The sequence below is a fragment of the Streptomyces venetus genome, from assembly GCF_039540295.1.
GTDB lineage: Bacteria > Actinomycetota > Actinomycetes > Streptomycetales > Streptomycetaceae > Streptomyces > Streptomyces venetus.
Genome location: NZ_BAABET010000001.1, coordinates 732,910 through 746,021, shown reverse-complemented (window position 1 = coordinate 746,021; position 13,112 = coordinate 732,910). Strand labels below are relative to the sequence as shown.

Genomic DNA, 13,112 nt, shown 5'->3' with positions numbered 1-13,112 from the left:
GGGCTCTCGTGCGGGACGGCAGGGTCAGCGGCCGTGCTGGTGGAGGGCCTTCTTCTTGTCGGCCTTCTTGTCGGCCTTCTTGTCGGCCTTCTTGTGGGCGGCCTTCTTGTGGTGGTCCTTCTTGTGGTCCTTCTCGTCCTCGCCGTTCTTGCAGACGTTGCCGGAAGCCTTGTTGAGTGCGCCGATCACGGTGACGGTGTTTCCGCACACGTTGATCGGCACGTGGATCGGGACCTGGACCACGTTGCCGGACAGGAGGCCGGGCGAGCCGATCGCCGCAGCCTTGGCGTCGGCGTCCGCCGAGGCCAGACCGGCTCCGCTGAGCACCATGGCGCCCGTGCCCAGTGCGACAGCGCCAACCTTCGCGATGCGAGACATCACGTTCTCCTTAGTGACTCGGAAGAGTGCGGCAGCGGAACGCGCGACCGCACTGCCCCTTCAACGCGACGGCCGGGGGCCGGTCACGGCCGTCCGAACGATGGTTTTTTCATGAAAGTTGCGCGTGTGCGTGTTTTGTCTGTGAAAGTCAGCAAAAATCGTCTACGGTTGGCGACTGTAAGTGACCGATCCCTCACGGATCGTGTCAACTGAAGGAAACGGAGAAGTAATGCGCAAGTACCAGAAGGCCGCGGTCGTCGCGGCCATGCTCGGCAGCGTCAGCTTCCTCGGTGCTGGCGTCAGCCAGGCCTACGGTGGGGACAAGCCGAACGTGGACATCGACAGCGTCCAGAGCAACGCCTGTGGCAACGAGTCGCAGTCGGGCGTTCTGAACATCGGTCGCGCCAACGTCCAGATCCTGGACATCCTGGCGAACCAGCCTGTCGACCAGAGCACCTCGGTGACCTGTGGCAACGCCTTCGGCATCGGTAAGTGAACCGACGCTGACCAGGTGATCTGAGCGGGCCCCGGCGTCCGGACCACGTGTCCGGAGGCCGGGGCCCGCTCGCCGTTGTGCGGACCCACCGGCCGCCGGCGGCTCCGCGGGCCCTCTCGCGGGCATTTCAAGAAAATGGCGCGACTCGGCGTTTCGCCTGTCAAAAGCCGCGAACCTCTCCTAGGTTTAACACTGTCGGTAGGCGGTTCATCACGGACCGTGTGCGACGTAAGAAACGGAGAGGTAATGCGCAAGTTCCAGAAGGCCGCGGTCGTCGTGGCCGCGCTCGGCACCGTCACCTTCCTCGGCGCCGGCGTCAGCCAGGCCGGCGACGGGTCGCTCGAGGTGGACACCACGCAGTCCAACTCGTGCGGCAACGAGAGCCAGTCGGGCGTCCTGAACGTCGGCCGTATCAACGTCCAGGTCCTGGACATCCTGGCGAACCAGCCGGTCGACCAGACCAAGTCGGTGTCCTGCACCAACGCCTTTGGTCTTGGCAGCGGTCACTGAACAGGTGATCCGGGCGGGCCTTGAGACTCGAACGATGTTTCGGGACCCGGGGCCCGCCCCTGGCTTTTGCCGATGCAAGTTCTCGAAGGTCCCCGTCGTCCACCCCGGGGAACCGACGTAAAGGAGTATGGACATGCCGAACTCAAAGAGGATCGCGGTCGTAGCGGGAGTCCTGTGGGGCGTTGCTCTCCTCGGCGCCGGGGCCGGCCAGGCTGTCGCCCTTGACGGCTCCGGCGGTTCCAACGGATCCGGCAAGTGCGTCGATGATGGCAAGGGGAACGTTCGCTGCGTGCACCAGGCCGTGTACCGCGACGGAAACGGAACCGTCCACGTCGTTGCGAGCCAGGCGCAGAGTTGTTCAAGCACGGGCTGCAACAGCAGTGTCGTCATCGGTGGCAAGGAGTCCTGACTTCGGAGGCGGCCGAGGCGTCTGTGTGCACGTCGGCAGCTGTCGCGTCAGTCCACCCGACGGTCAGGAATGGCCGGGGCCCGATACCGGGTCCCGGCCATTTGCGTGCGCCGGGGCCCGCTGCTGCTGCTCGCACGCGGCGCCCGACGGTCAGGCACGGAACGGCCTGTCAGGGCAGCCGTCGTACGGGCGCGCCCGCGAGGTACGCGCGGATGTCCTCGACCGCCTGGCCGTAGTACGTCGTGTAGTTGGCCCGGGACACGTAGCCGAGGTGGGGCGTGGCGAGGAGACGGGGCGCCGTGCGCATCGGGTGGCCGGCGGGTAGCGGCTCGATGTCGAAGACGTCGACGCCGGCGCCGGCGATCCGGCCCTCGTGCAGCGCGGCGAGCAGGGCCTCCTGGTCGACGATGGCCGCCCGCGAGGTGTTGATCAGGTACGCGGTCGGCTTGAGGAGGGCGAGTTGGGCGGGGCCGAGCAGCCCGCGGGTACGGTCGCTCAGCGCGAGATGAACCGAGACGAAGTCGCTGCTCGCGAGGAGGTCCTCCCGGGAGGGGGCGAGTTCGACACCGAGCTCGGCGGTGCGCTCCTCGGTGAGGTTCTGGCTCCACGCGCTGACGTGCATACCGAAGGCGAGGCCGATCCGGGCCACTCGGCTGCCGATCTTCCCGAGGCCGAGCAGCCCGAGGCGGCGGCCGTGCAGGTCGGCGCCGACGGTGGACTGCCAGGGGCCGCCGGAGCGCAGGGCGTTGCTCTCCGCCACGAGGCCGCGGGCCAGGCCGAGCAGCAGCGCCCAGGTCAGTTCCACGGGAGGGGTGGAGGAACTGGCCGTGCCGCACACCGTGACGCCGTGCTCCTCGGCGGCCGTGTAGTCGATGACCGAGTTGCGCATGCCGGAGGCGACGATCAGTTTCAGCCGGGGCAGGCGGGCGATCAGCGACCCGGGGAAGGACACGCGCTCGCGCAGGGTCACCACGATGTCGAAGTCGGCCAGGGCCGCGGCGAGGGCGTCCTCGCCGTCCAGATGGGTGTCGAAGGAGACGACCTCCACCTCACCCGTGATCGGCGACCAGTCGGCGACCTGGGTCGCCACCCTCTGAAAATCGTCCAGCACAGCACAGCGCAGCCGCACGTCGCTTCCTCTCCACGGCCCTTGGTCCGGAGACCGACTCTATGCGGGACTCCGCCCCTCACCGAGGGAGGCGGATGCCGGTCATGACGGGGCGCCGGCACCGAGGTCGCTCCTGGTGAGAACCTCGTCCGACGTGACGACCCGGATCAACGGCCGGTACAGGTCCATCACCCGAAGCGCTGTGGCATGCGAAGCGTCGTCCGCTCCCGCGCACGCATCGGCGACCACGATCACCTCCACGCCGGCGTCTGCGGCGGCCAGCGCCGTCGACAGCACGCAGCAGTCCGTACTGACCCCGGTCAGCACCAGCCGTCCGCCGCGGCCGACACGCTCGGCCAGCTCGGGAGTCCACTTGCCGAAGGTGGTCGCGTCCATCGAGTCCCGGGCCAGAGCCGCGAACTCGTCCGTCAGCTCCCACAGGGAGGCGTCCGGCGGCTGCAACGCGAAGGGCCACTGCTCGTAATACGCCTGCCAGCTGCCGACGGGTTTGCCGGGCGCGACGAACCGGGTGAAGGTGACGTGCTCCCCGAAGACGGGCAGCAGGCGTCGTATTCCCTCGGCTGCTTCGCCGAAGCGGGGGGTGGCCCAGGGGCTGTCGGGCTCGGCGAACACGCGTTGCATGTCGATGACGGCCAACAGCCCGCGTGACACACCGTCCGGCCGGACTTCCTGTACGTCGTCCGTGCTCATCCGGTCAGCGCTTCCTCCGTCGCCTCCGGGCTCGGCGCCTGCAGTTCCTGCGCCCGTATCCGCCCGCTGCCCAAGGCCAGTGTGCCGAGGAAGCCCAGCACGAGCGCCGCCAGCACGCCCAGGTTCGCGTACGCCCACGGGCCCGACTTCCCACCGAGGCCCAGCGGCCCGAGCAGATAGCCCTGCCACTCCAGCCAGCTCGCGGCCGCGTTGGTGACCAGTCCCCAGCCCAGCCAGGACGCGACCAGTGTGAGCAGCAGCGGTCGCAGGGGGACGTCGCCGTACCGCCCGCCGGCGCGGAACAGGTCGGCCTCGTCGTAGTCGCGGCGGCGCATCGCCAGGTCGGCCAGCATGATCCCGCACCAGGCGGCGACCGGGACGCCCAAGGTGGTGAGGAAGCCGATGAACTGGCCGAGGAAGTTGTCGGTGAAGAACACGATGTAGACCGAACCGGCGACCATCAGGATGCCGTCGACGAGCGCGGCCACGTGACGCGGCACCCGCAGACCGGCGGCCAGCAGGGCCAGGCCGGAGGAGTAGATGTCGAGCACCGCGCCACCGACCAGGCCGAGGACGGCGACCACAGCGAAGGGGACCAGGAACCACTGGGGCAGGATCGTGGCCAGCGCGCCGATGGGGTCGAGGCCGATGGCCTTGCTGAGGTCGTCGGAGGAACCGGCCAGCAGGAGGCCGAACACCAGCAGGAGGACGGGCGCCACCGAGCCGCCGAAGGTGGTCCAGCCGATGACACCCCTGCCGGCGGTGGAGCGCGGAAGGTAGCGGGAGTAGTCCGCGGCGGTGTTGACCCAGCCGAGGCCGAAGCCGGTCATCATGAAGACCAGGGCGCCGATGAACTCCTGCGTGGAACCGGCCGGTACGGCGCTGACGCTGTGCCAGTGGATGTGTTCGGCCACCAGCGCGATGTAGACGACGGTGAGCACACCGGTCACCACGGTGATCACCGTCTGCAAGCGCATGATCAAGTCGAAGCCCATGACCCCGCCGACCACGGTCACCACGCTGATCAGGACCAGGGCGACCACCTTGGTCCCACTGCCGTCGCCCCAGCCCAGCCGGTCGAAGACGGTGGCAGTGGCCATGGTGGCGAGGGAGACGAGCACGATCTCCCAGCCGACGGTCAGTACCCATGAGATCGCCGAGGGCAGCCGGTTGCCGCGGACGCCGTACGCGGCGCGGCTGAGCACCATCGTCGGCGCGGAGCCGCGCTTGCCCGCCGTCGCGGTCAACCCGCAGAGCAGGAAGGACAGCACGATGCCGAGCCAGCCGGCCACCAGCGCCTGCCAGAAGGAGATGCCGAAGCCCAGCGCGAATGCACCGTAACTGAGCCCCAGAACACTGACGTTGGCCCCGAACCAGGGCCAGAACAGTGTGCGTGGCGTGCCCTTGCGTTCGGCGTCCCCGATCACGTCGAGACCGTGCGTCTCCACTTGGAGACGCTGCCTGCCGGGGACACCGCCGGTTCTGCTGCCGCGAGATTTCATCGTTGCCGACCTGCCTGTCTAGGGATGTTCAGCTGAAGCTGCGTCTGTTCGGGGTTGACGGGCGCTCCGCCGCGGCCGGCTCCACGCCAGAACGGAATATTCTCGGGCGGAATGCGCTCTGGCGTGGCCGGCCGTCTCGAACGCCTCCCACATCGAGGCGTACTTTCCGCCCTCGGCGAGCAACTCCTCGTGCGGCCCGGTCTCGATGATCCGGCCGCCGTCGAGTACGACGATCCGGTCCGCGGTCCGAGCCGTCTGCAGGCGGTGTGCGATCACGATCGTGGTCCTGCCGTGCGAGACGCGCCGCATCGCCGCTGCGACCCGAGCCTCGGTGGCGAGGTCGAGGTTGGAGGTGGCCTCGTCCAGCAAGAGCAGGACGGGATCGACCAGCTCGGCCCTGGCCAGTGCGATGAGCTGGCGCTGCCCGGCCGACAGGGACCGGCCACGTTCGGCCAGCTCGTGCAGATAGCCGCCGGGCAGCCCGGCGATGAAGTCGTGGGCACCGACCGCCCGTGCCGCCGCCTCGACCTCGGCATCGCCGGCGCCGGGCCGACCGTAGGCGATGTTGTCGCGGACCGACCCGGTGAACAGGAAGGCTTCTTGCGGCACGTAGCCGAGCCGGCGCCGGTACGACAGCAGGTCGAGTTCTCGGAGGTCATGCCCATCAACACGGATGGCGCCCCCGCTCGGATCGTAGAACCGTGCCACCAGTTTCATGATCGTCGACTTGCCCGCGCCTGTCTCGCCGACGAGCGCGACCGTCTCGCCGGCCGCGATACGCAGGCTGACGCCGCGCAACGCCTCGGATGGCTCGGTCGCCGGGGCGCCGGGGCCCTGGCGACTGTTCAGGTAGGAGAAGTGCACGTCGTCGAAGACCACTTCACCGGACAGCCGCCCCGTTTCCTTGGGGCACTCGGAATTCGGGGTGAGCGTGTCCCTCTTCATGAGGTCAGCGATGCGGTTCACCGAAATCCGGGTCTGCTGCCACGAGTCGAAGACCTGCGAAAGCTGTTGGACGGGTGAGAAGAGCAGGTCGACGTAGAGGACGAACGCGATCAGTGCGCCCACGGTGAGGTGCCCGGACGTGACCATCCCGGCTCCCAGGCCCAGGACGACGACAACGGCGGCGTCCGGGAGGAACTGCACGAACAGGAAATAAGCAAGCATCAGCCGTTGGGCCGAGAGCCGGGCGACGATGTAGTCGCGGCCGAGTCGGCGGTACCGGGCCTTCGTGACCTCCTCGTGGACGAAGGCCTGCGCTTCGCGAACCCCGGACAGACTCTCCTGGAAGTCGGCGTTGACGGCGGCGATCCGTTCCCTGGCCTGGTCGTAGAGAAGGGTGCCTCGTCGCCGGTACAGCACGGTCGCCAGGACGAGCGGTAGGACGACGAGAAGTACGGCAGCCGCCAGTTCGGGGTTGAGCACGAACAGCGCTGCACCCACGCCGGCGAAAGTGACCAGCGAGACGATCGCGGACAGCACGCCGTTCTCGATCAGCGACTCGAACTGATTGACGTCGGTGGTCATCCGAGTCATGGTCCGCCCGGCCATCTCGCCCTCGTAGTAGTCGAGGGACAGCCGCTGCAACTGGGCCCAGATCCGGATCCGCAGGGAGAGCATGATGCGCTGGGCGGCCTTACCGGTCACGAACGTGCCGCCGATCTCATCGATCATGCCGGCCAGGGCCACCCCTAGGTAGATGCCCGATGCGGTGAACAGGGCGACCTCGGACCCGGCCGTCACGCCGCTGTTGATGCCGTTCTTGATCAGGTACGGGCCGATCAGCGAGGCGACCGTGTCGAGGACGACCAGGAGCAGGCCCAGCAGGAGCGGGCGGCGGAACTCCGAGAGGAGCCGGCCCAGGCCGAACGAGGGGTCCCGGCGTGACTCGGACTCGAGGTCGACGGCCGGAATGTCGCGTACCGGCTTGAGTGCCGCCACGCGGCCCAGCAGTTCGGGAGGAACGTCCACGCTGCCGCGCCGGCCACGGCCGCCGTCGCCCTGGCCGGGCTGCCGCTGCTCGTTCGACGCCGTGGCGGTCGTGCCCGTGGTGGCGGTCGTGCCCGTGGTGACGGTCGTGGCGGGGGCGGAAGGGGATGCCAGGGCCTCGCTCCCGCCGTCGGCAGCGTCCCCGCCGAGTTTCCCGTCGAGCAGTGTCCGGTAGAGGGCGTTGCGCTCCATCAGCTCGTCGTGGGTGCCGGTGTCGACGACTCGGCCGTGGTGCATGACGACGATCTGGTCCGCGAGGTGCAGGGTCGAGCGGCGGTGCGCGACCAGGATCGTGGTCCGCCCGGCCATCACCTCGCGCAGGGCGTCGTGGATGGCAGCCTCGGTGGAGGCGTCCACCGCGCTGGTCGCGTCGTCGAGGATCAGGACCCTGGGGTCGTACAGCAGCGTCCGGGCCAGGGCCACCCGTTGACGCTGCCCGCCCGACAGGCTCTGTCCCCGCTCGCCCACCACGGTGTCGTAGCCACGGGGCAGCTCCATGATGAAGTCGTGAGCCCCCGCGGCGCGTGCCGCCCGCTCGATGTCGGCGTCACTGGCGCCAGGGCGCCCGTAGGCGATGTTGTCCCGAACGGAAACGGAGAAGAGGAAGCTCTCCTCGAACGCCACGCCGACCTGGCTGCGCAGGGAGCGCAGCGTCACGTCCCGTACGTCATGGCCGTCCACGAGCACAGCACCCTGCTGCGGGTCATGGATGCGCGACACCAGCGCCACCGCGGTCGACTTGCCGCTCCCGCTCGGGCCGACGATGGCGACACGTGACCCGGCCGGGATGTGCAGGTCGAGGCCGCGCAGCACCTTGGCGCCTGCTTCGTAGGAGAGGTGAACACCGGAGAAGGTGATCTCGCCGCGGAGAGTGGGCAGTTCTGTCGCGTCGGGCGCGTCGGCGATGGCGGGGCGCATGTCGATGAGCTGGAAGATGCGCTCGGCACCGGCCCTGGCCTGCTGCGCGATGACGGGGAGACGGGCCAATCGGCCGGCGGGGGGAACGAGTTGGGCGACGTAGGTGGAGAAGGCCAGGAATGTGCCCACCGTGATCTCGTGGCGCAGTGCCATCCAGCCGCCCAGGGCCAGGATGGCGACCTGCCCGAAGACCGGAACAGCCTGCAAGACCGGCTGGTAACGGGCCTGCAGTCGAACCAGCCGCATCTGCGAACCGTAGAGGGCCCGCGACGCCTCGGTGAGCCGCTTGAGTTCCTGCTCCTCCTGGCCGAAAGCCTTGACGACCCGAACGCCGTTGAGATCCTCGTCGACGATCTGGACGACGTCGCCCACGCGCTGCTGGGCGTCCCACGTGGCGGGGAACACCTTCCAGCGCATCCTGTAGGAGACAGCGAGCACGATGGGCACGATGGCGATACTGACGACAGCCAGCAAGGGGGACAGGAAGAGCATCACCCCGACCGACAGCACCACCCGCAGGGCGTCGCTGCTCAGGAACGGGAAGTAGTTGAGCAGTCCCTGGACCAGGGCGGTATCGGAATTGGCCCGCCCGACGAGCTGGCCCGTCGGCATGCGGTCGAGATTCCCCGCGTCCATGGACTGAAGGCGGTCGTGCATGGCATTCCGCAGGTCGCACTCGACTTCAAGGGCAAGGCGAGCACCGGACAGACGGCGGAGGAATTCGAAGCTGACCGTAGCGGTGCCGAGCGCCAGTACCAGGGCCAGCCATGGCCACAACGCCGACCCGTGGGTGAGTATGACGCCGTCGATGATCTGCCGCACGACCAGCGGCGTGGTGATCATGCAGGTGCTGCCGAGTACCGCGCCGAGCAGTGAGAGCATCATCGTCTTGCGGTGCCGGAGCATATGAGCCCGCAGGCGCCGGACCCATCCTGGCGCGGCTCTCAATGGACTGTCGCGTTTCGAGACGTCAGGTAAGCCCTCGCGAATCGCAAGGGGTGATTAAGAGGTTCCGCGTCCCCCATGGCTGCCCCGACCGCCAGAGCCTCGATTGCGAGCAAAATGCGCTGGACAGGAAACTCTGGGAAGTATGAGTCGTGAACAGTGATCGAGAGTGTTTCGTCGCCGTCACCTCGGAGACCGAAGGACAGAAAACGAGTCCCGCCTCGGTATGCGCGTGCGCGCGATTCGATTTTCGTCAGTTTCGTGAGATTGTGGATGTCGCTTGCTGTCTCGCAGTCGTTCCCCCCTTCCGTTTCCGTAGAATTCCTCATGTCGTTGAATGACAGGTCGAAAGCTCTTTTGCTTTCTCTGTCTTCGTCGAGGTCCGTGAGCATCAGTTGAAGGGCCTGCTCATCGTAGCGACTGGATCTGTAACCCTTGAGGCTTGTTTTCCAGGCATCACTGACTATTGTCTCGAAAGGGGCGTTGAGCGATTCCAGTACTCCAGGGGCGAATTGCACAAGCTCACCGACGAATGAACGTTCTTCCTGGTTCAGGCGGTTGGCAGCCGGCAGTATGAAGGAGGACTTGCTCCGCCCCAAGAGTGCGCCGGTAACCACTGAAACAGCGGCCAGGTAGAGAGTGGATGTGCTCATTGCATACTTCTTCGACAGGACGGAAACAGCAGCCCTCAGTGCGTAGGAGTCCATCACTGCTGCACGATCGCCGTCCTGCGGAAGCTTTTCCAGAACCGACTTCCAGTATTCGAGGGAGCGAGCGCTCCTTTCTTGCCACTTCGGCGACTGCTCTAGCTGTGCTCGGTCCACTGGCTGTGCGAGAGGCGCCGATGACCGGTCGCGCTCCCCGGAAAAGTAGCCATCGAGCGCCGCTCCCAGTGCCCTGCACCCCTGATCGTCGACTGCAAGGTGGGAAACGAGGCACATAAGGTGCGTTGGCACGTCGGCACAAGTCACTATGGCGAACAAGGCCCCAAACTCGGTTGTGATATCAAAGCGTTCCGCTCGAAGGCGGTGTATTGCCTCCTGAATATCAGTCTCGGCAGGTTCTCCGGCCGGAACCTTTGCGATCTCCACTGATCCGACTTTTTCAACCTTTTGATAAGGGTTGCCATCGGCATCCAACGGAAATATCGTTCTCAGGGACTCGAACTCCTCGAACGCCCATTTGACGGCATTGCTGACTTCGTGGAGACTTTTCCCTGGCGGAACAGGCTGGACATGTACGAACGGCCGGTACTTGAGGCGAGAGCCTCGCGAAGTCCTCTGCTGTGCCCATGTAAGGGGGGCGATCGCGTCGCGCTTACCTTCGAAATGAATCGTTATCGTGTCCATTTCCACCCTTTCCTGCCCTACTGGTGCGCCGAAGCCGCATGCATCACCAGGTCTTCGGTCGTCCTCACGAGGGCCAGTCGGCTTGCTTCTTCGACGTGCCCGGACGAGACGATCACTTCGGTAGCGACCGGTCGGCTGAGGAAACCGAGCAGGCTGGCGGTCAAGCCGTACGCGCCGGTGTTCGGAATGCGCAGCACGTCGCCTGGTTCGAGACTGTTCAGTTTCACTTGCCGTCCCAGCCGATCCAGCGGGGTGCACAGCGGCCCGACCAGGTCGGCGGTGGACGCGGGTCCCGGCCGTCCGGTGTCCTCCGGGCCGACGCTGACCGGCAGCAGCCGGCCTGTCGCTGACAGCCCGCCGAGTGCGTTGATGCCGGCGTCAAGGACCGCGAAGGTACGGCCCCTGCTCTCCTTCACGTCGATGACGGACGCCAGGAGGGTGCCGCAGTCGGCCACCAGGTAGCGCCCCGACTCGAAGGCGAGGAGCGGCCGCCCCTCGTCCCGCTCCGGAAGCCACTTCTCGAGCGCCGCCTCCAGTCCTGCCCGCAATCTCGCGTACTGCGGGCGGGGGCCGGGGACCGCGTACGGTGCGGCAAAACCGCCGCCCAGGTCGAGTAACTCCAGTGGGATGCCGAGCCTGTGAGACAGCTCTGCCGCGCACCGGATGCTCTGGGCCATCTCGTCCAGCAGGGTCGCCTCGTCGCGGGCATTGGTCAGGGGGAAGAAGTGGAAACCCCGCACGGTCACGGTGCTGGGTGCCCGGAAGGCGGGCCACTCGGCCGTCAACTGTTCGTAGTCGAGGCCGAACTGCGACGAAGTGCCCGTCATGCGGAGCCCGCTGCCGCCGGCCGCGTCCGGCGCATTGACCCGCAGGAGGCAGTCGACGTGCACACCGTGCCGTTCGGCCGCAGCACCGATCCGGCGAACGTCCCCGAAGGACTCGGCGGAGAAGAGACGTACGCCCGCTGCCAGGGCCCCGCCGAGTTCTGCGGGAGTCTTGCCTGGTCCGGTGTACAGCACGTGCTGGGAAGGCTGCCCGGCGGCCAGGACGGCAGCCAGTTCGCCGGCGGAGCTGACTTCGAGACGGGCACCGAGGCCGCCCAGGCGCCGCACCAGTGCGGGATGCGGATTGGCCTTCAAGGAGTAGTAGACGAGAGAGCCCGCGGGGAGCGCGCCTACGAGGTCGCCGTATGCCTGCTCCAACCGATCCAGGTCGTACACGTATGCGGGTGTGCCGTACGTGTCGGCTATGGCATCGAGGTCAGGCACGCTGAGCTCCTTCCACGGGCGCAGGGTCACGTCCGGCGGCGTTTGCGCCGACCGTCAGGCGAGAGTCACCGAACGGTCGACGAGCACCAGCGCCCCGTTGGCCGCCCACAGCCGGTCGTTGGCGTAGTTCAGGCTGGCCGAGCGCAGATCCCGGAAGCACCTTTCGAGGGGCAGCCCGGAACCCTTGGCGTACCCCGCCGACAGTCCCGCCAGCTCCACCATGCGGTCGACCGCGCGGAAGGCCAGCTCCGAGGCCGCGAGCTTCAGCGAGTTGAGATGGATCTGCACCGCGTGAGCGTCGAGCGACTCGCCTCGTTCCCGCCTGTCGGAGACCTCCTGGCAGACGCGGTGCAGATAGGCATGGGTGAGCTCCAGGTCGAGCCGGATGCGTGCCAGTCGCTCACGGAACAGGTCGGAGGTGAGGTCAGGACCACCGCTCCTGCCCGGCCTGCGCACATGTGCGACGAGCTCGCGCAGGCAGCCCCGGGCCGCGCCCAGCCAGCAGGCCGCCCATCCCAGGTGGGCCAGGGGGATCATGCTCTCGACAGCCACGGTCCGGAACCGTCCCGGCTCGCCGACGACATGGGTCGCGGGCACCGTGCCGGCAAGGTCCAGCCCCACGCTTTCGGTGCCGCGCATGCCCATCGCGTCCCACCGCCCGGACTCCTGGACATCCAACTGCTCGCGCTGCGCGTACACCAGCGAGACCTCATCCGGGCGGGCGTCCTCATGCGCACGCATCGTGATGAGAAATCCTTCGGCGTGGCGGCCGCCGGTGACGACGGGTGCCCGGCGCTCGATGTACAGCCGCCCGTCCTGCTGGGTCAGAGCCTGCTGCGCGCTCAGCAGATGGCCGCCTTTGGCCCGCTCCGTGGTGACGGAGGCGATGTACGTCTCGCCCCGGGCCACGGACGGCAGCAGGTCGTCGCGGAGTTCGCCGGAGCCGAACCTGGCGATGGCGTCCACTTGTTGGCAGTGCATCGCCCAGACGGAGGCGGTGGACAGACACGCGGACGCGAGTTCCTGGGCCGTCTCGACGAAGGTTCGCAGGTCGCCGTCTGCACCGCCGTACGCCCGGGGCACCAGCAATCCGAGCAGTCCGGACTCCCGCAGCGCGGTGAGGCTCTTGACGGGGAACTCGCCCTGCGTGTCCACCCGGGCCGCGTGTTCTCGCAGAACGGAGAGCACGGAGGAGGTGAGCGCCGGCGCCGTCACGCCGGCTCGCTCTGTATGGCGCGCACCGCGCAGACCGCTTCCCACAGGGCGCCCGGGCTGGCGAAGGTCTCCGGCCGCAGGAATTCGTCCGGCATGGAGATGTCATAGGCCGTCTCAAGGGACAGCAGCAGCTCCACCATGGCCATCGAGTCCAAGCCCGCGGCGTTCGTGTCCAGGTCGGGACGGAGTGCCTCATCCCGTGGCAGGAAGCGCAGGGCGTCGCGCAGGAGGGCCTCGAAGCGGTCGTCCCAGGGGTTCGTCATGGCTTCACTCCGTCGTTCTTCTCATGAACCAGCTGCCGCGCTTCTCACTGC

General features: G+C 67.5%; 12 protein-coding genes. 3 read left to right on the top strand and 9 right to left on the bottom strand.

All coding sequences use genetic code 11. The features are described from left to right. Positions 1 to 24 precede the first annotated feature (24 nt). Positions 25 to 378, bottom strand: a complete 354-nt coding sequence (locus ABEA82_RS03245; RefSeq protein ID WP_345659791.1) for a chaplin — start codon at positions 376 to 378, stop codon at positions 25 to 27. Between the two features lie 229 nt (positions 379 to 607). Here ABEA82_RS03245 and ABEA82_RS03240 point away from each other — a divergent pair, with 229 nt between their 5' ends. From ABEA82_RS03240 to ABEA82_RS03230, 3 genes are all read left to right on the top strand, one after another. Then, positions 608 to 874, top strand: coding sequence for a hypothetical protein (locus ABEA82_RS03240; protein WP_345659790.1), 267 nt, complete (start codon positions 608 to 610; stop codon positions 872 to 874). Positions 875 to 1,120: 246 nt separating this feature from the next. Next, positions 1,121 to 1,384, top strand: a complete 264-nt coding sequence (locus tag ABEA82_RS03235) for a hypothetical protein (protein ID WP_345659789.1) — start codon at positions 1,121 to 1,123, stop codon at positions 1,382 to 1,384. Positions 1,385 to 1,517: 133 nt separating this feature from the next. Then, positions 1,518 to 1,793, top strand: coding sequence for a hypothetical protein (locus tag ABEA82_RS03230; protein WP_345659788.1), 276 nt, complete (start codon positions 1,518 to 1,520; stop codon positions 1,791 to 1,793). A gap of 169 nt (positions 1,794 to 1,962) precedes the next feature. Here the strand turns inward: ABEA82_RS03230 and ABEA82_RS03225 are convergent, their stop codons facing one another. The 8 genes from ABEA82_RS03225 to ABEA82_RS03190 form a co-directional block, all read right to left on the bottom strand. Continuing rightward, on the bottom strand, positions 1,963 to 2,922 hold the full coding sequence (locus tag ABEA82_RS03225) for a D-2-hydroxyacid dehydrogenase family protein (protein ID WP_345659786.1): 960 nt from the start codon (positions 2,920 to 2,922) through the stop codon (positions 1,963 to 1,965). 81 nt (positions 2,923 to 3,003) lie between these two features. Next, a complete protein-coding gene (locus ABEA82_RS03220) occupies positions 3,004 to 3,612 on the bottom strand; it encodes a cysteine hydrolase family protein (protein WP_345659785.1) in 609 nt (202 codons plus the stop codon). Then, positions 3,609 to 5,114, bottom strand: coding sequence for a purine-cytosine permease family protein (locus ABEA82_RS03215; RefSeq protein WP_345659784.1), 1,506 nt, complete (start codon positions 5,112 to 5,114; stop codon positions 3,609 to 3,611). The genes ABEA82_RS03220 and ABEA82_RS03215 overlap by 4 nt, the downstream gene beginning before the upstream one ends. An 18-nt stretch (positions 5,115 to 5,132) precedes the next feature. After that, positions 5,133 to 8,906 (bottom strand): ABC transporter ATP-binding protein, encoded by a 3,774-nt coding sequence (locus tag ABEA82_RS03210; RefSeq protein WP_345659783.1) that lies wholly within the window; start codon positions 8,904 to 8,906, stop codon positions 5,133 to 5,135. 59 nt (positions 8,907 to 8,965) lie between these two features. Then, positions 8,966 to 10,315 carry a condensation domain-containing protein gene (locus ABEA82_RS03205; protein ID WP_345659782.1) on the bottom strand — a complete coding sequence of 450 codons (1,350 nt, stop codon included), beginning with the start codon at positions 10,313 to 10,315 and terminating at the stop codon, positions 8,966 to 8,968. A gap of 17 nt (positions 10,316 to 10,332) precedes the next feature. After that, positions 10,333 to 11,583 carry a type III PLP-dependent enzyme domain-containing protein gene (locus tag ABEA82_RS03200; protein ID WP_345659781.1) on the bottom strand — a complete coding sequence of 417 codons (1,251 nt, stop codon included), beginning with the start codon at positions 11,581 to 11,583 and terminating at the stop codon, positions 10,333 to 10,335. Positions 11,584 to 11,637: 54 nt separating this feature from the next. Continuing rightward, a complete protein-coding gene (locus tag ABEA82_RS03195) occupies positions 11,638 to 12,798 on the bottom strand; it encodes an acyl-CoA dehydrogenase family protein (RefSeq protein WP_345659780.1) in 1,161 nt (386 codons plus the stop codon). Then, complete coding sequence (locus tag ABEA82_RS03190; RefSeq protein ID WP_345659779.1) at positions 12,795 to 13,061, bottom strand: phosphopantetheine-binding protein; 267 nt, start codon at positions 13,059 to 13,061, stop codon at positions 12,795 to 12,797. The genes ABEA82_RS03195 and ABEA82_RS03190 overlap by 4 nt, the downstream gene beginning before the upstream one ends. Between the last annotated feature and the right edge of the window lie 51 nt (positions 13,062 to 13,112).